General features: G+C 75.1%; 19 protein-coding genes. 15 read left to right on the top strand and 4 right to left on the bottom strand.

Translation table 11 applies throughout. The features are described from left to right. The first annotated feature begins 28 nt into the window (after nucleotides 1-28). Nucleotides 29-688, top strand: coding sequence for a TetR/AcrR family transcriptional regulator (locus ACI79Q_RS14860; protein WP_456599405.1), 660 nt, complete (start codon nucleotides 29-31; stop codon nucleotides 686-688). A gap of 54 nt (nucleotides 689-742) precedes the next feature. Here ACI79Q_RS14860 and ACI79Q_RS14855 read toward each other — a convergent pair whose 3' ends face one another. Then, nucleotides 743-2,992: an EAL domain-containing protein gene (locus ACI79Q_RS14855; protein ID WP_456591037.1), complete on the bottom strand. Its 2,250-nt coding sequence runs from the start codon at nucleotides 2,990-2,992 to the stop codon at nucleotides 743-745. A gap of 70 nt (nucleotides 2,993-3,062) precedes the next feature. Continuing rightward, the gene (locus ACI79Q_RS14850; RefSeq protein WP_456591036.1) at nucleotides 3,063-3,905 is read right to left on the bottom strand and encodes an EamA family transporter; all 843 of its coding nucleotides are present in this window, start codon (nucleotides 3,903-3,905) and stop codon (nucleotides 3,063-3,065) included. A gap of 184 nt (nucleotides 3,906-4,089) precedes the next feature. Between ACI79Q_RS14850 and pheS the strand changes: the two genes are divergently transcribed. The 4 genes from pheS (at nucleotide 4,090) to ACI79Q_RS14830 (ending at nucleotide 8,897) form a co-directional block, all read left to right on the top strand. Further along, nucleotides 4,090-5,157, top strand: coding sequence for a phenylalanine--tRNA ligase subunit alpha (pheS, locus tag ACI79Q_RS14845; RefSeq protein ID WP_456597939.1), 1,068 nt, complete (start codon nucleotides 4,090-4,092; stop codon nucleotides 5,155-5,157). Beyond that, entirely contained in the window at nucleotides 5,154-7,616 is a 2,463-nt protein-coding gene (pheT, locus tag ACI79Q_RS14840) for a phenylalanine--tRNA ligase subunit beta (protein WP_456614920.1), read from the top strand. Before pheS ends, pheT begins: the two co-directional genes overlap by 4 nt. Continuing rightward, a complete protein-coding gene (locus ACI79Q_RS14835) occupies nucleotides 7,609-8,448 on the top strand; it encodes an SDR family NAD(P)-dependent oxidoreductase (protein WP_456614919.1) in 840 nt (279 codons plus the stop codon). The genes pheT and ACI79Q_RS14835 overlap by 8 nt, the downstream gene beginning before the upstream one ends. A 104-nt stretch (nucleotides 8,449-8,552) precedes the next feature. Next, complete coding sequence (locus tag ACI79Q_RS14830) at nucleotides 8,553-8,897, top strand: hypothetical protein (protein ID WP_456591032.1); 345 nt, start codon at nucleotides 8,553-8,555, stop codon at nucleotides 8,895-8,897. Between the two features lie 89 nt (nucleotides 8,898-8,986). Here the strand turns inward: ACI79Q_RS14830 and ACI79Q_RS14825 are convergent, their stop codons facing one another. Together ACI79Q_RS14825 and ACI79Q_RS14820 are read right to left on the bottom strand one after the other, a co-directional pair. Further along, nucleotides 8,987-10,264 (bottom strand): kynureninase, encoded by a 1,278-nt coding sequence (locus tag ACI79Q_RS14825; protein WP_456614918.1) that lies wholly within the window; start codon nucleotides 10,262-10,264, stop codon nucleotides 8,987-8,989. A 4-nt stretch (nucleotides 10,265-10,268) separates the two neighbouring features. Beyond that, nucleotides 10,269-11,117: a tryptophan 2,3-dioxygenase gene (locus tag ACI79Q_RS14820; protein WP_456591030.1), complete on the bottom strand. Its 849-nt coding sequence runs from the start codon at nucleotides 11,115-11,117 to the stop codon at nucleotides 10,269-10,271. A gap of 55 nt (nucleotides 11,118-11,172) precedes the next feature. Between ACI79Q_RS14820 and ACI79Q_RS14815 the strand changes: the two genes are divergently transcribed. The 10 genes from ACI79Q_RS14815 to tyrS are packed head-to-tail and all read left to right on the top strand — an operon-like array spanning nucleotide 11,173 to nucleotide 21,329. Next, entirely contained in the window at nucleotides 11,173-11,958 is a 786-nt protein-coding gene (locus ACI79Q_RS14815) for an alpha/beta hydrolase (protein WP_456599410.1), read from the top strand. 59 nt (nucleotides 11,959-12,017) lie between these two features. Further along, entirely contained in the window at nucleotides 12,018-13,058 is a 1,041-nt protein-coding gene (gene argC, locus ACI79Q_RS14810) for an N-acetyl-gamma-glutamyl-phosphate reductase (RefSeq protein WP_456614917.1), read from the top strand. Next, nucleotides 13,055-14,206, top strand: coding sequence for a bifunctional glutamate N-acetyltransferase/amino-acid acetyltransferase ArgJ (gene argJ / locus ACI79Q_RS14805; RefSeq protein WP_456599412.1), 1,152 nt, complete (start codon nucleotides 13,055-13,057; stop codon nucleotides 14,204-14,206). Before argC ends, argJ begins: the two co-directional genes overlap by 4 nt. A 59-nt stretch (nucleotides 14,207-14,265) precedes the next feature. Further along, complete coding sequence (argB, locus tag ACI79Q_RS14800; RefSeq protein ID WP_456591021.1) at nucleotides 14,266-15,237, top strand: acetylglutamate kinase; 972 nt, start codon at nucleotides 14,266-14,268, stop codon at nucleotides 15,235-15,237. Beyond that, complete coding sequence (locus ACI79Q_RS14795) at nucleotides 15,234-16,424, top strand: acetylornithine transaminase (protein ID WP_456614916.1); 1,191 nt, start codon at nucleotides 15,234-15,236, stop codon at nucleotides 16,422-16,424. The genes argB and ACI79Q_RS14795 overlap by 4 nt, the downstream gene beginning before the upstream one ends. After that, on the top strand, nucleotides 16,421-17,365 hold the full coding sequence (gene argF, locus ACI79Q_RS14790) for an ornithine carbamoyltransferase (RefSeq protein ID WP_456591019.1): 945 nt from the start codon (nucleotides 16,421-16,423) through the stop codon (nucleotides 17,363-17,365). Before ACI79Q_RS14795 ends, argF begins: the two co-directional genes overlap by 4 nt. Nucleotides 17,366-17,393: 28 nt before the next feature. Beyond that, on the top strand, nucleotides 17,394-17,933 hold the full coding sequence (locus ACI79Q_RS14785; protein WP_456591018.1) for an arginine repressor: 540 nt from the start codon (nucleotides 17,394-17,396) through the stop codon (nucleotides 17,931-17,933). Further along, on the top strand, nucleotides 17,930-19,372 hold the full coding sequence (gene argH, locus ACI79Q_RS14780) for an argininosuccinate lyase (RefSeq protein ID WP_456614915.1): 1,443 nt from the start codon (nucleotides 17,930-17,932) through the stop codon (nucleotides 19,370-19,372). Before ACI79Q_RS14785 ends, argH begins: the two co-directional genes overlap by 4 nt. 2 nt (nucleotides 19,373-19,374) lie before the next feature. Next, a complete protein-coding gene (locus ACI79Q_RS14775) occupies nucleotides 19,375-20,040 on the top strand; it encodes a DNA-3-methyladenine glycosylase (protein WP_456614914.1) in 666 nt (221 codons plus the stop codon). Further along, nucleotides 20,037-21,329 carry a tyrosine--tRNA ligase gene (gene tyrS / locus ACI79Q_RS14770; protein WP_456591015.1) on the top strand — a complete coding sequence of 431 codons (1,293 nt, stop codon included), beginning with the start codon at nucleotides 20,037-20,039 and terminating at the stop codon, nucleotides 21,327-21,329. The genes ACI79Q_RS14775 and tyrS overlap by 4 nt, the downstream gene beginning before the upstream one ends. Nucleotides 21,330-21,753: the final 424 nt, after the last annotated feature.

Here is a 21,753-nt window from a genome sequence, read left to right as displayed (position 1 = left end):
AGGGCCGCGAGGGAAGGTGGCTGTCACCGTGGAACACGTGCACCAGGTCGCCGATGCGCCGGCGATCCCTCCGACGGACGGACGCCGTTCGCGGTGGACCGAGCACCGGCGGGCGCGCCGGGAGGACCTCGTCGGGGCAGCCGTCGAGGCCGTCCGCCTGGCCGGTCCCGACTTCTCCGTCGACGACGTGGCGCGCAGCGCCGGGGTGTCGAAGACGGTGATCTACCGGTACTTCAGCGACAAGGATGAGCTGATCGACGCCGTCCTGGAGCGCATCTCCCAGGCCATCCTGCTGCCCCGCCTGCTGGGCGAGCTGACCGCCGGCCGCGCCGACGACCGTGCCCAGCTCCGGACGGTGATCGCCGCCTTCGTGTCGCTGATCGAGGACGAGCCCGCGCTCTACCGCTTCGCCTACGCCCAGGCCGGGCGCGCGGGGCGGGCGGATCTCGTCGCGGCCACCGAGCACGCCGTCGCCACCGCGCTCGGCGGCCTGCTGGCTGCCCGGCTCACCGAGGCCGGCCGCCCGGTCGACGGCGCGATGACGTGGGCCTACGGCGTCGTGGGCATGGTCCAGCTGGCCACGCACTGGTGGTCGGGGGCCCGCACGGTGTCCGCCGCCGACCTGGTCGACCAGCTCACCGAGCTCGCCGACGGCGGACTGGGCACGCTGCTCCCGCCGCGCGGCTGAGCGCCGCCGCCGAGAAGGCAGCCCCGGTCGCGGGCAGAGGGATGGTGCGCCGACTCAGCGCCGCGCGACCGGCAGCCGCCCGGCTGCGCGCTCGGCGACCGACAGCAGCCCGGCGACGTCGTCGGCGTCGGCGGGGTAGCAGCCGGCACCGGTGCTGACCCCGGCGACCACGGGCGTGCCGTCGAGCGCCACCGGGCCGCCGGCCGCCTCTGCCAGCTCGGCGCGGATCCGTGCCGCCTCCCGGACGGCACTGTCGGCCGCGAGGCCGGGGAGCACCACCACGAAGGAGTCACGGGCCCAGCGCGCCACGAGGTCTCCCCGCCGGAGCCGGCCGCGGAGCCGCTGCCCCGTGGCGGTCAGCAGCTCCTCGGCGGCGGCCGGCCCGTAGCGGTCCTCGATCGCGGCGAGCCCGTCGACGGCGACGACGATCAGCGCCACGGCGTCGCCCGCACCGCGCGCGTTCCACAGCGCGGTCTCCGTCTGCTCCTGCACGTGCCGGCGGGTCGCCAGCCCGGTCAGCGGATCGGTGACCGACAACTCCTCGATCCGGGCCAGGTATCCGCGGGCGCGGTCGCGCTCCTGCTCCAGTGCCCGCTGTGCCAGCACCTGCTCGGTGACGTCGACCTGGACGCCGATGTACTGGACCACGGCGCCGGCCGCGTCGGTGACGGGCGCCAGGTGCAGCTCGTTGTACCAGGGGGTGCGCTCGGGGCCGCGGAGGTTCACCAGCACCTCGCGGCACTCCTCGCCGGCCGCGATCGCCGCGCGGATACGGGCCAGCGCTCCGGGGTCGGTGTCGGGGCCCTGCAGGAAGCGGCAGTTGCGGCCGAGAAGTTCCTCGCGCGGCACCCCGGCGAGCCGCTCGAAGGCCGGGTTCACGTACACGAGCGGCTGGTCGGGCAGGCGGACGTCGACGAGGCACACGCCGCTGGGCGTCGCCTCCAGAGCGCGCCGCACCAGACCGGCGTCGCCGAGCAGGTCGAGCCCCGCGGGCGCCGGGGAGCCGGGCCGTACCGCGGAGCGGGTGGGTGCGGCGGGGAGCGTCCGGCCGGCGCGGGGCGCGACCCGGCCCAGCAGGCTGCCCGCGGCGCGGACGGCGACGTCGCGGTCGTAGGTCAGGGCGTACTCGAACTCCCGCTGCAGGTCCGGGCCGGTCGTCCCGAGGTCGCGGGCCAGCAGCGCCACGGCGAAGTGCGGGGCCAGGACGACGACGTCCCACTCGCCGCGCACCGGGTCGTCCCCGGCCAGGTCGGTCCCGCGCAGACCGGGCAGCGGCTCGGTGGGGAGCCCTTCGCCGAGGGCGGCCACGAAGCCGGTGCGCTCCACCAGGTCGCGGTACCGCTGCGTCGTCGACGGGGTGAAGTGCCGGGCCTCCTGGAAGGTCGCGGTGACCACGCAGGTCTCGCCGAGGCGCAGCGCCTCCCGTTCGAGCTGCTTGCTGAGCTCGATGAGCAGCGCCTTCGGGGCCCGGCGCAGCGCGGTACCCGCGGGCAGGCAGGCGAACGGTGAGCCGGGCTCGGTGCCGGAGCCGGGGGGCGCGACCGGCGCCGGCAGTGATCCGAGGGGGCGCTCGCAGGCCGGCTCCGGGCTGGGGCGGCCGAACAGCCAGCCCTGGCCGAGGGTGGCGCCCAGCGCCCGGGCCATGGCCAGGTGGGCGTCGTTCTCGATGCCCTCGGCCAGCACCGCGGCCCCGGTGGCCTGCGCGTAGGCGTTGACCGCGTTCATGATCTGGGCGATGGCCGGGCCGGGGCGTTCCTGCACCAGCCGCAGGTCGAGCTTCACCACGTCGGGACGCAGGATCGGCATGAACGCCAGCGACATCGCCTCGGCGCCCACGTCGTCCAGGGCGACGCCCCAGCCCAGCTCGCGGACGCGGGCGACCGTGCGCAGCAGTTCGGCCGGACGGGCGGCGAGCGCGCGCTCGGTGATCTCCAGGACCACCCGGAGGCCGCCGGGGGCGGAGCCGGCGATCGCCAGCAGCTCGTCCAGCGGGGCGGTGTCGAGGACCTCGGGCTCCACGTTGACGAAGAGGGCCAGCGGAGCCGGCAGCCCGTGCCCGACCGCGCCGGAGAAGGCGGCCACGCGGCAGGCGGCGTCCAGCTCGGCGAGCACACCCGCCTCGCGGGCGGCGGCGAAGAGCAGATCCGGTCGCTGCAGCGGCCCCTCGGGTCCGCGCGCGAGGGCCTCGTAGGCGACGACCGCGCCGGTGTCGAGCTCCACGATGGGCTGGAAGACGCTGCGCACCCCGCCGGGGCGCAGGGCCGCGGCGAGGGCAGCGTCGAGCTCGGGGCGCACGGGGTCCACGGAGGGGGGGATCGGCCGGCGGGTGCCGGGGCCGGAGCCGGGTCCCCGCACCCTCCCCCGAAGGGGGGAGTCAGCCGGGCAGGGTGATCAGGACGACGGCGGCCGCGGCGGCCCCCAGCCCGGTCAGCTGGGCCGGCACGAGCCGCTCGCGCAGCACGAGCTGGGCGAGCACGACGGTGCTGACCGGGTACAGCGAGGCGAGGACGCCGGTGATCGCCAGCGGGCCGCCCTGCTGCGTGGCCAGGAGGAACAGCGCGTTGGCCGTCATGTCGCCCAATCCGGAGACCAGCACCAGCGGGAGCGCCGCGCGCCCCGGCTGCAGCGACTGCCGGGTGGCCAGCGCGACCCCGACCACCAGCACCACCGAGGCGAGCCGGGCGGCGACGAGCGGGGTGAGGCCGGCGTCGGCGGAGGTGCGGTCCAGCAGCACGAAGAACAGGCCGAACGCCGTTCCGGCGACCAGCGCGGGCCCAAGGCTGGCGGGGCGGGCGGCGCGCAGCGCCCGCAGCCCGCTCTCGGCCGAGACCAGGACCACTGCGGCCAGGGCGAGCACGATGCCCGCCGTCGCCCAGGTGCCGATGCGCTCGCCGTCCAGCACGCCGACCAGCACCGGCACGGCGGCGGCGGTGAGCGCGGTGACCGGGGCGATGACGCTCATCACCCCGCCGGCCAGCGCGCGGAAGAAGACCAGCAGGCCGCCGGCACCGGCCAGCCCGGCGGCGGCGCCCCAGGCCAGGTCCGCCGCGGTGACCGGCCCGCCGAGCCAGGGCAGCAGCGCCACCAGCGCCAGCAGCCCGGCGGCCTGGGACACCGCGACGACTGCGGAGACCGACGCCCGGCGGCTGGCGAGCCCGCCCAGGAAGTCGGCGGCGCCGTAGACGACGGCGGACGCCAGCGCGAGCACGACGGCCACGCCCACCTCCGGAAGCTCCCTCGTGATCAGTGGAAGGACCCCGTCCCCCTCGCGCCTCGCCCGCTCGGCACGAGCCTCTGGACGGGGCCGGGGTGAGCCTGGACGCCGGTTCCGGCGACGTCCGGCATCCTCGCACCGGAACCCAGGCGCGGGCGCAGGCGGTGGGCGGGCAGAATGGCTCCCCGTGTCTGGCGCCAACGATCCCTACGACCCCAAGCAGGTCGCCGCCCTCTCGCCCGAGGCCCTCGACGAGGCGGTGCGGGCCGCGCTCGGGGCCTTCGCGGCGGCCGCGGACCTGGAGGCGCTGGCCGCCGCCCGCCCGGCGCACCTCGGCGACCGCGCTCCCGTGCTGCTCGCCCGCCGCGAGCTGGGCGCGCTGCCCCCGGCCGCGCGCAGCGACGCCGGCAAGCGGGTGAACGCCGCCCGGGTCGCGGTGACCGAGGCCTACGAGGCGCGGAAGGCCGAGCTCGAGGCCGAGCGCGACGCCCGCGTGCTGGCCGAGGAGCAGGTCGACGTCACGCTGCCGTGGGACCGCAACCCCCGCGGCGCACGGCACCCGCTCACCACCCTCATGGACCGGATCGCCGACGTCTTCGTCGGGATGGGGTACGAGGTCGCCGACGGCCCGGAGCTCGAGGCCGAGTGGCTGAACTTCGACGCGCTGAACTTCGGCCCCGACCATCCGGCCCGGTGGCTGTCGGACACGTTCTTCGTCGCGCCCGAGGACTCCGGCCTGGTGCTGCGCACGCACACCAGCCCCGTCCAGGCGCGCACCATGCTCGACCGGCAGCCGCCGATCTACGTCGTCGCCCCGGGCCGGGTCTACCGCACCGACGAGCTGGACGCGACGCACCTGCCCGTCTTCCACCAGGTCGAGGGTCTGGCCGTCGACCGCGGGCTCACCATGGCCCACCTGCGCGGCACCCTGGACCACCTGGCCCGCCAGCTGTTCGGCCCGGACGCGCGCACCCGGTGGCGGCCGCACTTCTTCCCGTTCACCGAGCCGTCGGCGGAGTTCGACGTGTGGTTCCCCGAGCACCGCGACGGCCCGCAGTGGGTCGAGTGGGGCGGCTGCGGGATGGTGAACCCCCGCGTGCTGCGGGCCTGCGGGGTCGACCCCGACGAGTACACCGGGTTCGCGTTCGGCATGGGCATCGAGCGGGCCCTGCAGTTCCGCTCCGCGGTGTCGGACATGCACGACATCGCCGAGGCCGACGTCCGCTTCACCCTGCCGTTCGGAGTTGAGCAGTGAAGGTCCCCGTCAGCTGGTTGTCCGAGCTCGTCGACCTCCCGGCGGGCATCACCGTCGAGGAGCTCGACGACGCCTTCGTCCGGCTGGGCTTCGAGGTCGAGGACGTCGTCCGCCCGCCGGTGACCACCGGCCCGCTCGTGGTCGGCCGGGTGCTCGAGATCGAGGAGCTCACCGGTTTCAAGAAGCCGATCCGCTACTGCCAGGTCGCGGTGGGGGAGAGCGAGCCGAGGGGCATCGTCTGCGGCGCCCGGAACTTCGCCGTCGGCGACCTGGTGGTGGCCGCGCTCCCGGGCGCCGTGCTGCCCGGGGACTTCGCCATCGCCGCGCGGAAGACCTACGACCACGTCTCCGACGGGATGATCTGCTCGGTCCGCGAGCTGGGCATCGGCGAGGACCACGCGGGGATCCTCGTGCTGGGGCAGGAGGGCTACGAGCCGGGCACCCCCGCCGCCGACGTCCTCGGCCTGGACGACGTCGTCTTCGACCTCGAGGTGACGCCGGACCGCGGCTACGCCATGTCGCTGCGCGGGATCGCCCGCGACCTGGCCGGCGTGCTGGGCGTGACCTGGCGTGATCCGGCCGACCTGCCGCTGCCCGACTGGTCGGGTGCCCCGGCGTGGGAGGTCACCGTCGCCGACCCCGACCGCTGCGACCGCTTCTCCATGCTCGCCCTGGAGGACCTCGACCCGGCCGCGCCGAGCCCGTGGCCGCTGCGCCGCCGGCTCGCGCAGTGCGGGATCCGCAGCATCTCGCTCGCCGTCGACGTCACCAACTACGTGATGCTCGAGCTCGGCCAGCCGATGCACGCCTTCGACCGCGCCGCCGTCACCGGCCCGATCGCGGTCCGCCGGGCGACGGCGGGGGAGCGGCTCACCACCCTGGACGGCGCCGACCGCGCGCTCACCGACGACGACCTGCTCATCACCGACGGGTCCGGCCCGATCGGGCTGGCCGGCGTCATGGGCGGGGCGTCCACCGAGATCGGGGACGCCACCACCGCGGTGCTGCTGGAGGCCGCGCACTGGGAGCAGAACGGCATCTCGCGCGGGGTGCGCCGGCACCGGCTGCCCAGCGAGGCCGGCAAGCGCTTCGAGCGCGGCACCGATCCCGAGGTCACCGTCGTGGCCCTGGCCCGGGCGGCGGCGCTGCTCGTCGAGCACGGCGGTGCGCGGGTCGTCGGCGCGCCGGTGGACGTCGACGTCCGCGCGCCGCGCGCGGCGATCGCGCTGGATGCCGGGCTGCCCGGCCGGATCGCCGGTGTTCCCTACACCCGGGCCCAGGTGCTCGAGGTGCTCACCGCCGTCGGCGCCGAGGTGAGCGGCGACGGGGACGCGCTGCGCGTCACCCCGCCATCGTGGCGCGGCGACCTGCAGGAGCCGGCCGACCTGGTGGAGGAGGTCGTGCGGTTCCGCGGGTTCGACGAGATCCCCTCGATCCTGCCCACCGCCCCGCCGGGTGGCGGGCTCACCGAGCGGCAGCGGCGGCGGCGCAGCATCGGCCGGGCGCTGGCCCACGCCGGCTACGTGGAGGCCCCCGCGTTCCCCTTCGTGGGGACGGCGCAGCTCGATGCGCTCGGCCTGCCCGCCGACGACGACCGCCGCCGGGTGATCACCGTCCGCAACCCGCTGTCGGAGGAGGCGCCGGCGCTGCGGACCACGCTGCTGCCCGGGCTGCTCGCCGCCCTGGGCCGCAACCTGGCCCGCGGGCTCCGCGACGTCGCCCTCTTCGAGCACGGCTCGGTCTTCCCCGGCGGGAGCGGCGCCGCCGCCCCGCTGCCCGGCGCCGACCGCCGCCCGGACGACGCGACGCTGGCCGCCCTGCTGGGTGCGGTGCCGGCGCAGCCGTGGCACGTCGCCGTCGTCCTCACCGGGCAGCGCGAGCCCCGCGGCTGGTGGGGGTCGGGCCGGCCGGCCGAGTGGGCCGACGCCGTGCAGGCCGCCCGCACCGTGGCCGAGGCAGCCGGCGCCGAGCTCACCGTCGAGCAGGCCGAGCGGGCGCCCTGGCACCCGGGCCGGTGCGCCGCGCTGCTCGTCGCCGACCGGGTCGTCGGGTACGCCGGCGAGCTGCACCCCAAGGTCTGCGAGGCGCTGGGGCTGCCGGCCCGCACGTCGGCGATGGAGCTCGACGCCGACGCGCTGCCCGTGCCGCCTGTGCCTCAGGCGCGGTCGATCTCCGCCTTCCCGCCGGTCCGCATGGACCTCGCGCTGCTCGTGCCGGAGACGGAGCCCGAGGCCCGGGTGCAGGCGGTGCTGCGGAGCGGGGCGGGCGAGCTGCTGGAGGACCTGCGGCTGTTCGACGTCTACACCGGCAGCTCGGTGCCCGAGGGGCAGAAGTCGCTGGCGTACTCCCTGACGTTCCGCGCGCCGGACCGGACGCTGACCAGCGATGAGGCGCGGGTCGCCTTCGACGCCGCGGTCGCCGCCGCCGTCGTCGCGAACGGAGCGCAGCTCCGTGGCTGACGAAGGACCCCGTCCTCCCCGCGACGGGGCCGTCCTGTCGGGTTCGGTGGCACTGGTCACGGGCGCGTCCACCGGGATCGGGCGGCACCTGGTCGAGGGCCTCGCCGCGCGCGGCATGGCCGTGGCCGGGCTGGCACGCACCGAGGACCGGCTGCGCACCGCCATGGCCGAGGTCGCCGAGGCCACCGGTGCCCGGACCCTCGCCGTCGCCGCCGACGTCACCGACCGGGCCTCGGTGGAGGAAGCCGTGGGCCGGGTCCGCGAGGAGCTCGGCCCGGTCGAGCTGCTGGTCAACAACGCGGGGCTGATCGACGAGCTCGAGGTGCCGCTCTGGGAGGCCGACCCCGACCAGTGGTGGGACGTCGTCACCAGCCACATCAAGGGCGGCTTCCTGCTGGCGCGGACCGTGGTGCCGTGGATGGTGCTGCGCAACCGCGGTCGGGTGGTGGACATCGCCAGCGGGATGAGCGTGCGGGCGCGGCCGGAGTACTCCGCCTACTCGGTGGCCAAGACCGGTCTCATGCGGATGACCGAGGCCCTGGCCGGCGCCCTGGAGGGCACCGACGTGCGCGCCTTCGACCTGTCACCGGGCGTCGTGGACACCCCGATGACCCGGTCGATGCGCATGTGGGAGGGCTACACCGACTGGACGCCGCCCGAGAAGGTGGTCGAGCTGGTCGCGGCGATCGCGGCCGGCGAGCTGGACCAGTGGTCGGGCCGGTTCCTGCGCGCGGGCGCCGACGACCTCGACGTCGTCGGCTCGGTGACCCCGGAGGACGCCGCGCGCCAGCTCCGCCTGCGCCCCTACGGCGACGACGACCCGGTGGCCTGACCTCTCCCGGAGCGGGCACACGACCGTTGACCGCGCCGCACCGGAGTGCCACGGTGCGGTACCGGCGCGACGGTGCCGACCCCGGGCCGGTCGGGAGATGTGTCATGACCGCTGGTTCCTCGGGTGCGCGGATGCTGATCAGTTTCTCGCTCGGGTGCCTCGTCGCGGTGACCGCCTGGTTGTGGCGGATGGTGTGGGCGGACAGCGGGGCGTTCGCGTTCCTGCTCTTCGGCGTCCCGCTGGCGTGCGCGGCGCTCGCCCTGTGGGTGGAGAGCGCGACGGCGTCCCGGCGGGCGCCCGCGGTCCTGGTCGTGCTGGCGGCCGTGTCCGTCGGGTGGTCGTTGCTGAACGGCCTGGGGATCGGGCTGGCCCTCCTGCTGCCGTCGCTGCTCCTGCTGGCCGCCGCGGTGGCCTCGTGGACCCACCGGGCGCGGTCGCTCCCGACCTGACCTCCGGTCCCCAGCGAGGTGCCGGCCGTCTCCGGCGCAGGGCCCGGCCGTGAGAACCGCCTGACCGGGTCGGGGCCGGCGCCGACCCGTCAGCCGGCCGGGTCGGCCAGGATCTGCCGCACGTGCGCCAGCGCGGTGGCGACCTCGGTGAAGCTCGTGCTCAGCGGGGAGAGGCCGACCCGCAGCCCGCGTGGCCGCCGGAAGTCCGGGATGACGCCCCGCCGCCACAGCTCCGCCACGACCGTCTTCATCGCGTCGTGCTCCAGGGTCACGTGCGCGCCCCGGCGCTCCGGATCCCGCGGGGAGGCGACCGTCACGCCCAGCGGGGACAGGACCTCGTCGGCCACGGCGATCGCGAACTCCGTCAGCTCGACCGACTTGGCCCGGACCGCCGGCATCCCCGCCCGGTCGATCAACGCCAGCATGTCCTCGACCGGGATCATCCCGAGGATCGGCGGCGTACCGCTGAGGAACCGGCGGATGCCGGCCGCCGGCACGTACTCCGGCCCCATCGCGAACGGGTCCGCGGCGCCCATCCACCCGGTGATCGGCTGCACCAGGTCCTCCTGCAGCCGCCGGGCCACGTAGCCGAAGGCCGGGGCGCCCGGCCCGCCGTTCAGGAACTTGTAGCTGCAGCCCACGGCGAGGTCGACCTCGTCGGCGTCCAGCCGCACGTCGACCGCGCCCGCGGAGTGGGAGAGGTCCCACAGCACCAGCGCCCCGGCCTCGTGGGCGGCCGCCGTGATGGCCGGGACGTCGGCGATGTAGGCGGACTTGTAGGCGACGTGGCTGAGCAGCACCAGCGCCGTCCGGTCGCTCAGCAGCCCGGTCACCTCCGCCGGCTGCACGCCCGTCGCCGGGTCGGGTTCGATCCAGCGGACGGTGCGGCCGGTCTCCGCGGCGACCCGGTCGAGGACGAACCGGTCGGTCGGGAAGTTCTCGGTGTCGGCGACGATCTCCGCCCGGTCGGGACGGGCGTCCAGCGCCGCCCGGAGCAGCTTGTAGAGCATGACCGTGGTCGAGTCGCCGACGACCGTCTGCCCCGGCGCCGCCCCGAGCACGACCCGGCCGATGGCATCGCCCACGGCCGTGGGGCGGTCCATCCAGTGCTCGTCCCACGCCCGGATGAGCCGCTCACCCCACTCGCCGTCGACGAAACGGGTGAGCCGGTCGCGGGTGACCCTCAGCGGACGGCCGAGCGAGTTCCCGTCGAGGTAGGCGACCACGCCCTCGGGCAGGACGAACTCGTCCCGGAGGTCTGCCAGCGGGTCGAGCCGGTCGAGCTGGGCCGCCCGCTCGGTGACCCCGGCCGGGAGCAGGTCCAGCACGTCGGGCGATGGCTCGCGACCCATCGAGGCAGCGGTCACGGGATCAGGCACCGATCCCGGACCGGACCGTGTAGAGCTCGGGGAAGAAGGTCAGGTCCAGGGCGCGCCGGAGGAAGTCCACCCCCGAGCTCCCCCCGGTGCCCGTGGCGAACCCGATGGTGCGCTGGACCGTGCGCAGGTGCCGGAACCGCCACAGCTGGACGCCGTCCTCCAGGTCCACCAGGTCCTCGCAGGTGGCGTACTCCGCCCAGTGCGCCTCGGTGTCCCCGTAGATCGTGCGGTACACCGGCAGCAGCGCCGGGGTCTCGACCCACGCCTGCCGGACGTCGCGGTGCAGCACCTCCTCCGGCACGGGGTGCCCCCGGCGGTCCAGGAACCGCAGGAAGGCGTCGTAGACCGTCGGCGAGTCCAGCAGCTCGGTGAGCAGTTCCTGAGCGGCCGGCTCGGCGGCGAAGACCGCCAGCATGCGTTCGTTCTTGTTGCCGAGCAGGAACTCCACGGCCCGGTACTGGTAGGACTGGAAGCCCGAGGAGTTGCCCAGCACGCCGCGGAACTCGGCGTACTCGCTAGGGGTCAGGGTCGCGAGGACCGACCACTGCTCGGTGATGGTGCGCAGGATGTGCTTGACCCGCGCCAGGCCCTTGCGGGCGTGCTGGACGTCGTCGCGGTCGAAGTCCGCGCGGACCGCGCGCAGCTCGTGCAGCGCCAGCTTCAGCCACAGCTCGGTGGTCTGGTGCTGGATGATGAACAGTGGCTCGTCGTGGTGGTCGCTGATCGGGCGCTGCACCGACAGCAGGGTGTCCAGCCCGAGGTAGCCCCCGTAGCTCATCCGTGCGCTGAAGTCGGTCTGCACGCCCTCCTCGAGCGGCCGGACCCCGTCCTCGATCGCCATGGCGCCGCTCCTCCCGGATCCGGTGACGCGTTCCGCGGTCCGGTAGTACTACCGCATGACCAGTCTGCGCGGCCGGGCAGGCGCCGGAGGTGAGGACCGGTCGGTCCTGACCCGGCCGGCCTCCGCGCCGGACGCCGTCCTGACCTACGGGCCGGGCCCGGACCAGGTGGCCGACGTCCGCTTCGGCCGGTGCGCCCGGGGCGACCGGCCGCTGCTGGTCGTGCTCCACGGCGGGTTCTGGCGGCCGGCGTACGACCGCGTGCACCTGCGGCCGATGACCGAGGCGCTGGCCGCCGCCGGGTGGACGACGGTGACCCCCGAGTACCGGCGCGTGCCCGGCCGCCCCGACCTGACCGTCGGCGACGTGGACGCGGCGGTGCGCTGGGCGGCCCGGGCGGAGGAGCTCCCCGGCCGGCCCGGGCGGCGCCTCGTGCTCACCGGGCACTCCGCCGGCGGGCACCTCGCGCTGCTGGCTGCCGCCACGGTCCAGCCCCCGGACACCCCGGCCGGGGTCGTGGCGCTCGCGCCGGTCGCGGACCTGCAGCGGGCCCAGGTCCTGGGCCTGGACGGCGACGCGGTCGCCTCCTTCCTGGGGGACGACGCCGTGGCGCGGCCCGACCTGGACCCCGTCCGGCTGCCCGCGCCCCGGGGCCGGGTGCGCATCGTGCACGGGACGGGCGACCGCATCGTCCCGCGGGAGGTCGCCGAGTCCTACGCCCGGCGCCACCCGGCCGCGGTGCTCACCACGGTGCCGGCCGGTCACTTCGCGGTGGTCGATCCGCGCAGCGCCGCCTGGCCGGCGGTGCTGGGGGCGCTCGACGACGTCGGCGGCGCGAGATGACGCCCGGGTCCGGGGAACCCGCATGAACGGTCATGCATGGTCGTGTATGGTCATGCATTGTGAGCGCAGCGCAGACGTGGACGGTCGGGGTCACCGGCGCCACCGGGTACGCGGGGGGCGAGGTGTGCCGGCTGCTGGCCGGGCACCCGAACCTCCGGCTGGCCGGGGTGCACGCCAACTCGAGCGCCGGCCGACGCCTGGGTGAGCTGCAACCCCACCTGCTGCCCTTCGCCGACATGGTCGTCCAGCCCAGCGACGCGGCGAGCCTCGTCGGCTACGACGTCGTCGTCCTGGCGCTGCCCCACGGCGAGTCCGCAGCCATCGCCGACCAACTCCCGGCGGAGACCCTGGTCATCGACTGCGGCGCCGACCACCGGCTGAACGACCCCGCCGCCTGGGCGCGCTGGTACGGCGGCGTGCACGCCGGCACCTGGCCCTACGGCCTGCCCGAGCTGCCAGGGCAGCGCGAGACGCTGACCGACGCGACGCGGATCGCCGTCCCGGGCTGCTACCCGACCTCGGTCACCCTCGCGCTGGCCCCGGCGCTGGCCGCCGGCCTGGTCGAGCCCGACGTCGTCGTGGTCGCCGCCAGCGGCACCAGCGGCGCCGGCAAGTCGCCCAAGCCGCACCTGCTCGGCAGCGAGGTCATGGGCGCGGCGAGCGCCTACGGCGTCGGGGGAGTGCACCGGCACACGCCGGAGATGATCCAGGGCCTCTCGCAGGCCGCCGGTGCGCCGGTGGGCGTCAGCTTCACCCCGACCCTGGTGCCGATGAGCCGGGGCATCCTCGCCACCTGCTCGGCCCCGTTGACGCCCGGCACCGACGCGGCCGCCGCGCGCGCGGCGTACGAGCAGGCCTACGCCGACGAGCCGTTCATCCACCTGCTGCCCGAGGGGCAGTGGCCCACCACGGCGCAGGTGCTCGGCGCCAACACCGTCGCCCTGCAGCTGGCCGTGGACGCCGACGCGAACCGGCTGGTCGTCGTGGCGGCCGTCGACAACCTGACCAAGGGCACCGGGGGAGCGGCGATCCAGTGCGCCAACCTCGCCCTGGGCCTGCCCGAGACCACCGGCCTGCCGGTCGTAGGAGTAGCGCCATGACGTGCACGGCACCGAAGGGCTTCGCCGCCGCCGGCGTGGCCGCCGGCCTGAAGTCCAGCGGCGACCGCGACGTCGCCGTCGTCCTCAACACCGGCCCGGACGACGCCGCGGCCGCCGTCTTCACGACCAACCGCTTCCCGGCCGCGCCGGTGCTGTGGAGCCGCCAGGTGCTGGCCGGCGGGCGCTGCCGGGCCGTTGTCCTCAACTCCGGCGGCGCCAACGCCTGTACCGGGCCGGAGGGCTTCCAGGACACCCACGCCACCGCCGAGCATGCCGCCGCGCAGCTGGACATCGGCGCGGTCGACGTCGCGGTCGCCAGCACCGGCCTCATCGGGGTCCGGCTGCCCATGGACAGGCTGACCGCCGGCGTCACCGCCGCGGTGAAGGGGCTGACCGAGGACGGCGGGGCCGACGCGGCCCGGGCGATCATGACCACCGACAGCGTGCCCAAGACGACGGCGCAGGAGCGGGGCGGCTGGACCGTCGGCGGGATGGCCAAGGGCGCCGGCATGCTCGCCCCGAGCCTGGCCACGATGCTCGTCGTGCTGACCACCGACGCCGCCGCCGACCCCGACGCCCTGCAGCGGGCGCTGAAGGCGGCGACCGCTGTCAGCTTCGAGCGCGTGGACTCCGACGGTTGTCTGTCCACCAACGACACCGTCATCGCCCTGGCCAACGGCGCGAGCGGCTCCGCCCCCACGGAGGCGGAGCTCACCGAGGCGCTGACCGCCGCCTGCACCGACCTCGCGATGCAGCTGCTGGCCGATGCCGAGGGCTCGACCAAGGACATCGCCATCACCGTCCGCAACGCCGCGACCGTCGAGGACGCCCTCACCGCCGGCCGGGCCTGCGCCCGCAACAACCTGCTCAAGACCGCGCTGTTCGGCAACGACCCGAACTGGGGCCGGGTGCTGGCGGCGATCGGCACCACCGACGCCGCGTTCGAGCCCGACCAGGTCGACGTCACCATCAACGGCGTCACCGTCTGCCGGGGCGGCGCGATCGGCGACCCGCGGGAGGGCGTCGACCTCACCGGCCGGGAGATCACCATCGACGTCGACCTCCGCGCCGGCGCCGAGCAGGCCACCATCTGGACCAACGACCTGTCCATCGCCTACGTGCACGAGAACTCGGCCTACTCCACATGAGCGAGCACCAGGACCCCGCACCTCAGGACGCTGCACCTCAGGACCCCACGCCCCCGGACGTGCGGATCGACGAGCCGGCGCCCCCGCCCAGGCTGCCCCGCCGGGTCGGCACCAGCCGGGTCATGCGCACCAAGGACCCCGAGGGCGACGCCGCGAAGGTCGCCGTGCTCACCGGCGCGCTGCCCTGGCTCAAGGAGTTCCACGGCAAGGTCGTCGTCATCAAGTACGGCGGGCACGCCATGGTCGACGACACCTGCCGCCGGGCGTTCGCCGAGGACATGGTCTTCCTGCGGACCTGCGGCATCCTCCCCGTCGTCGTGCACGGCGGCGGGCCGCAGATCAACGCCATGCTGGCCAAGCTCGGCATCACCAGCGAGTTCCGCGGGGGCCTGCGGGTGACCACGCCGGAGACCATCGACGTCGTCCGCATGGTGCTCACCGGCCAGGTGGGCCCCGACATCGTCGGGCTGATCAACCAGCACGGCCCGATGGCGGTGCACCTCTCCGGCGAGGACGGCGGGCTGTTCACGGCCCGGCGGACCACGGCGGTCGTGGACGGCGCGCCGGTCGACGTCGGGCTCGTCGGCGACATCGCCGCGGTCGACACCACCCCGGTCACCGCGCTGCTGGACGCCGGGCACATCCCCGTCGTCGCGAGCGTCGCGCCGGACGCCGACGGCGTCGTCCACAACGTCAACGCCGACACCGCGGCCGCGGCGCTGGCCGCGGCGCTGGGCGCGGTCAAGCTCGTCGTGCTCACCGACGTCGAGGGCCTCTACGCCGACTGGCCCGACCGCGGGTCGCTGGTGCAGCAGATCGACGCCCGCGAGCTGGCCGAGATCCTGCCCACGCTGGACGCCGGGATGATCCCGAAGATGGCCGCCTGCCTGCGCGCGGTCGAGGGCGGGGTGAAGCGGGCGACCGTCGTCGACGGCCGGACGCCGCACGCCCTGCTCCTGGAGACGTTCACCACCGAGGGCACCGGGACGATGGTCGTCCCGGCGAGGGACCAGAAGGAGGGCACAGCATGACGACGCACACCGAGGAGCTGGCCCGCCGCTGGTCGGCCGTGATGATGAACAACTACAAGGCGCCGCCGGTCGCGCTCGACCACGGCGCCGGAGCGCAGGTCTGGGACGTCGACGGCCGCGAGTACACCGACCTGCTCGGCGGCATCGCCACGACGATCCTCGGCCACGCCCACCCCAAGGTGGTCGAGGCGATCACCACGCAGGCGGCGAAGCTGGGCCACGTCTCCAACCTGGCCATGCACGAACCCGGGATCCAGCTCGCCGAGCGGCTGCTGGAGCTCGCCGGCCGGCCCGGACGGGTGTTCTTCTGCAACTCCGGCGCCGAGGCCAACGAGGCGGCCTTCAAGCTCAGCCGGCTCACCGGCCGCTCGCAGGTGATCACCGCAGAGGGCGCCTTCCACGGCCGGACCATGGGCGCCCTGGCGCTCACCGGTCAGCCGTCGAAGGCGGCCGCGTTCGCGCCGCTGCCGGGCGGGGTCTCCTACGTGCCCTACGGCGACGAGGCGGCGCTGGCCACGGCGGTCTCCGAGCAGACCGCCATGGTGCTGCTCGAGCCGATGCTGGGGGAGGGCGGCGTGCTGCCCGCGCCCGCCGGCTACCTCGCCGCCGCCGCCGCGGCGGCGTCCGGTGCCGGGGCGCTGTTCGCCGTCGACGAGGTGCAGACCGGCATCGGCCGCACCGGCTCGTGGTTCGCCCACCAGGCCGACGGCCTGCACCCCGACGTCGTCACGCTGGCCAAGGCGCTCGGCGGTGGGCTGCCGATCGGGGCGATGCTCGCCTTCGGCGAGGCGGCCGACCTGCTGACGGCCGGCTCGCACGGCTCCACCTTCGGCGGCAACCCGATCGCCGCCGCCGCCGCTCTGGCCGTCCTCGACACCATCCGCGACGAGGGCCTGCTGGAGCGGGCCAAGGAGCTCGAGCACCGGTTCACCGCCGGCATCGAGGCGCTCGGGCACCCGGGCATCAGCGGGGTCCGGGGGAGGGGCGCGCTGCTCGGCGTCGTCCTCACCGCCGACGTCGCCGCGCCGCTGGAGACCACGCTGCGGGCCGCCGGCTTCCTGACCAACGCCGTCGCGCCGGGCGTGCTCCGGCTCGCGCCGCCGCTCGTCCTGACCGACCAGCAGGTGGACGCCTTCGTGGCCGGGCTCCCTGCCGCCCTCGACACCGCGATGGAGAACCACCAGTGACCCGGCACTTCCTCAAGGACGACGACCTCACCCCGGCCGAGCAGGCCGAGGTGCTCGCCCTGGCCGCCTCGCTCAAGGCGACCCGGCACACCGCCGAGGCGCCCACCCCGCTGCGCGCGGCCAACGGGGTGCCCCGGGCCGTGGCGGTGCTGTTCGACAAGCCCTCCACCCGCACCCGGGTGTCGTTCTCCGTCGGCGTCGCCGAGCTCGGCGGGTACCCGCTGGTCATCGACGCCGGCAGCAGCCAGCTGGGACGCGGCGAGCCGATCGAGGACACCACCCGGGTGCTCGACCGCCAGGCCGCCGCGATCGTCTGGCGGACCTTCGGCCAGGACCGCATCGAGGCGATGGCGTCGGTGAGCCGGGTGCCCGTGGTCAACGCGCTCACCGACGAGTACCACCCCTGCCAGATCCTGGCCGACCTGCAGACGGTGATCGAGCGGAAGGGCTCGCTGGCCGGGCGCTCGATGACCTACCTCGGTGACGGCGCCAACAACATGGCGCACTCCTACCTGCTCGGCGGCGCCACCGCCGGCATGCACGTGCGGATCGGCTCACCGGAGTCGTTCCGGCCGGACCCGGCGGTCCTCGACCGCGCAGCGAAGATCGCGGCGGGGACCGGGGGCTCGGTGGCCTGGACCGCCGACGCCGCGCAGGCCGCCGAGGGCGCCGACGTGCTGGTCACCGACACCTGGGTGTCGATGGGGCAGGAGGACGAGTACGACGCGCGCGTCGCACCGTTCCTGCCCTATGCGCTGGACGGCGCCGCCCTCGCCCGCGCCGCCGACGACGCCGTCGTCCTGCACTGCCTCCCGGCCTACCGCGGCAAGGAGATCGCCGCAGAGGTGATCGACGGCCCGCAGAGCGCGGTCTGGGACGAGGCGGAGAACCGGCTGCACGCCCAGAAGGCGCTGCTCGCGTGGCTCCTGGAGCGGTCGTGACCGGGCCCGTCCGTCCCGGAGGGCGCGCGTGACCTCCGCCCTCACCCGCTCGGCGCGCCAGGCACGGATCCGCGAGCTGATCGAGGCGCGGGCGATCACCTCGCAGACGCAGCTGGCCGTGCTGCTGGCCGAGTCGGGCATCGAGGTCACCCAGGCGACGCTCTCGCGGGACCTGGAGGAGCTCGGCGCGGTGAAGCTGCGCGGTTCCGACGGCGCTCCGGCGTCCTACGTGCTGCCGCCGGAGAACGCGCCGCTGCGCCCGGCGCAGGCCGCGCCCGCCCGGCTCACCCGCCTGCTCGCCGACCTGCTGACCGGAGCCGAGGGCAGCGCCAACCTGGCGGTCCTTCGGACACCGCCCGGCGCGGCGCAGTTCCTGGCCTCCGCGCTGGACAAGGTCGGCCTCCCCGACGTGCTCGGCACCATCGCGGGGGACGACACTCTGCTGGTCGTCTCCCGCGCGCCCGACGGGGGGCCGGCCCTGGCCGACCGGCTGCGGGCGCTCGCGCAGCGCACGCCGGCCGTCTATCCCGAACTGAGCGCCGACCTGGAAGAGGAACCCGGCACGTGAGCAGCACGGCACCTGGATCGCAGACCCGCCTCTGGGGCGGACGGTTCGGCGGTGGCCCGTCGCCGGCGATGGCGGCGCTGTCCAAGTCGACCCACTTCGACTGGCAGCTGGCTCCGTTCGACCTGGCCGGATCGCGCGCGCACGCCCGCGTGCTGCACCGCGCCGGTCTGCTCACCGACGACGAGCTGGAGCAGATGCTCGGCGCACTGCGCGAGCTCTCGGACGAGGTCGAGGCCGGCACGTTCACCGCGATCGAGAGCGACGAGGACGTGCACGAGGCCCTGGAGCGCGGCCTCACCGAGAAGCTCGGCGCGCTCGGCGGCAAGCTGCGCGCCGGCCGCAGCCGCAACGACCAGATCGCCACCGACCTGCGGCTCTACCTGCGTCACACCGTGCGGGCGCTGGTCGGCGAGCTCTCCTCCCTGGAGTTCGCGCTGCTCGGCCTGGCCGAGCGGTACCGCGACGTCGCGGCCCCGGGGATGACGCACCTGCAGCACGCCCAGCCGGTGCTCATCAGCCACCAGCTGCTCGCGCACGCCCACTCCTTCGCCCGCGACGTCGACCGGCTGATCGACTGGGACAAGCGCGCGGCCGTGAGCCCCTACGGCTCCGGCGCCCTCGCCGGCTCCTCGCTGCCCCTGGACCCCGACGCCGTCGCCGCCGAGCTCGGGTTCGACCGCGCCTCGGACAACTCCATCGACGGCGTGAGCGACCGCGACTTCGCCGCGGAGTTCTGCTTCGTCGCCGCGCTGCTCGGCGTGCACCTCTCCCGGCTGGGCGAGGAGGTCGTGCTCTGGACGTCGACCGAGTTCGGCTGGGCCCGGCTCGACGACGCCTGGGCCACCGGCTCGTCGATCATGCCGCAGAAGAAGAACCCCGACATCGCCGAGCTGGCGCGGGGCAAGTCCGGCCGGTTCGTCGGCAACCTGACCGGCATCCTCACCATGCTCAAGGGTCTGCCGCTCGCCTACGACCGGGACCTGCAGGAGGACAAGGAGCCGGTCTTCGACTCCATGGACCAGCTGCTCCTCCTGCTGCCCGCGGTCTCCGGGATGATCGCGACGCTCACGCTCCGCCCCGAGGTGCTCGAGGCCGCCGCACCGCAGGGCTTCGCGCTCGCCACCGACGTCGCGGAGTGGCTGGTGCGCCAGGGAGTGCCGTTCCGCTCGGCGCACGAGATCAGCGGTGCGATGGTCGCCTTCAGCGAGGAGGCGGGCCTGGAGCTCGACCAGCTCGACGACGACCAGCTGGCCGGCATCGACGAGCGGCTGACCCCCGACGTGCGCTCGGTCCTGTCGGTCCGCGGCGCGCTGGCCGCCCGCAGCACCCGGGGCGGGACGGCGCCCGAGCGGGTCGCCGAGCAGCTCGCGACGCTGAAGGACCTCGCCTCCGAGCACGGGCGCTGGGCGTCGTCGTCGCCGGTGGCGCCGGCCCTCTGAGCGTGTCGTCCCACCCCGCCCGGCCCGGGCCCGGCCCCCTCGTCCGCGCGGAGGACCTGCTCGGGCCGGTCGACGTCGTCGCCCGCTCGCTGCTCGGCTGCTGGGTGGTCACCGAGCGCCCCGAGGGCACGGTCGCGCTACGGCTGACCGAGGTCGAGGCCTACTCGGGGTCCGGGATCGATCCCGCGGCGCACTCGCACCGGGGCCCGACGCCGCGGGCGGCGATCATGTTCGGACCACCCGGGCGGCTCTACGTGTACTTCTCCTACGGCGTGCACTGGTGCGCCAATGTCGTGGTGGGCCCCGAGGGCGACGGCGAGGCGGTGCTGCTGCGCGCCGGTGAGGTGGTCGTGGGGGAGGAGCTGGCCCGCGCGCGCCGACCCTCCGCCCGCACCCCGCGCGACCTCGCCGGTGGACCCGCCCGGCTCACCCAGGCGTTGGGCATCGGGCGCGCCGATCTCGGCACCGACCTGCTGGACCCGGGCTCGCCCGTGCGGCTGCACCGGGGGTCGGCGCCGGCCGCCGTCTCCGCCGGACCGCGGGTCGGCATCAGCGTGGCCGCCGAGCTCCCGTGGCGCTTCTGGGAGACCGGCGCTCCGTCGGTGAGCCCGTTCCGGGCGGGTGGGAAGCCGCGGCGCAGGCGCGCCGGGCAGGATGGACCCCCGTGACCCCCTCAACCGAGCCCGGAGTGATCGACGAGCTGCACCGCCGCGGGCTGATCGCCCAGAGCACCGACGAGGCCGCGCTGCGCGCCCATCTCGCCGAGGGTCCGGTCGCGTACTACGCCGGCTTCGACCCGACCGCGCAGAGCCTGCACGTCGGGCACCTGCTCCAGTTCATGGTCCTGCGCGCCCTCCAGCGGGCCGGGCACCAGCCCGTGGTGCTCGTGGGCGGGGCGACCGGCCTGATCGGTGACCCGCGCCCGTCCTCCGAGCGCCAGCTCAACGACCGCGACACCGTCGCCACGTGGGTGGAGCGCATCCGCGAGCAGGTCGCACCCTTCCTGGAGCTGCCTGCGGAGGCGGAGGGGGCGCGCCCCCCGATCTACGTGAACAACCTGGACTGGACCGCCCCGGTGTCGGCGATCGACTTCCTCCGCGAGCTCGGCAAGCACTTCCGGGTCAGCCAGATGCTGGCCAAGGAGGCGGTGTCGGCCCGGCTGAACTCGGAGGCGGGCATCAGCTACACCGAGTTCAGCTACCAGATCCTGCAGGCCAACGACTACCGGGAGCTGCACCGGCGGCACGGGGTCACGCTGCAGACCGGCGGCTCCGACCAGTGGGGCAACCTCACCGCGGGCATCGACCTGGTCCGGCGGACCGAGGGTGCGCGGGTGCACGCGCTGAGCACCCCCCTGGTGACCAAGGCCGACGGCACCAAGTTCGGGAAGTCCGAAGGCGGGGCGGTGTGGCTGGACCCGAAGCTCACGTCGCCGTACGCCTTCTTCCAGTTCTGGCTGAACGCCGAGGACGCCGACGCCCGCGCGTGGCTGCCCCTCTACTCCGAGCGTCCCGCCGAGGAGGTGGCGGCCCTGGTGACCGAGAGCCTCGAGCGGCCGGCAGCCAGGGCGGCGCAGCGGGCGCTGGCCGAGGAGCTGACCCTCCTCGTGCACGGCCCCGAGCAGCTCCGCCAGGCCGAGGCAGCCGGGCGGGCGCTGTTCGGCCGGGACGACCTCGCCTCCCTCGACGCAGCCACCCTGACGGCCGCGCTGGAGGAGGCCGGGAGCACCACCGTGGGCGGCGACGTGCCGACGATCGCCCAGCTCCTGCAGCAGACGGGGCTCGTGGGCAGCCTGTCCGAGGCGCGGCGCACGGTGAAGGAGGGCGGCGCCTACCTCAACAACGAGCGGATCACCGATGCCGACGCCGTGCCGGCGCAGGGGGCCTGGCTGCCCGGGGGGTGGCTCGTCCTTCGCAGGGGGAAGCGGTCGATCGCGGGCGTGCGCCGGGCCGGCTGAGGCCGCCGCGCCCCGTGTGAACGGTCGATGTCGGGGGCGTGGCCGCAGCGTGTCGGGCGTCACGGACCCCGGGTTTGACCCGCCCCTGGGCGCCGTGTAACTTTCTCTTTGCGCCGCGCGGCCCGGAAGGGCCGCCGGACCGGGGCCCGGGTAGCGGGTCACTGGAAACCGGCGTAGAGTTGGACATCCAGCCAGGGACGAAGCCCGCGAGGGTCTAGTTCTTGCGCGTCCGCTCCTTGAGAACTCAACAGCGTGCCGAAAGTCAGTGCCAAGTAATACCCCGTGCCCTGGCCACTGTGTGGTTGGGGCTGGGATTCCTTTGGTTGATTGATATCGCGAGTGTCAGCTCGCGGTTCTCAGCTGCGATCAAATCATCTACGGAGAGTTTGATCCTGGCTCAGGACGAACGCTGGCGGCGTGCTTA

The organism is Blastococcus sp. SYSU DS0828 (assembly GCF_054050975.1).
This window is presented reverse-complemented; position numbering and strand designations above follow the sequence as displayed.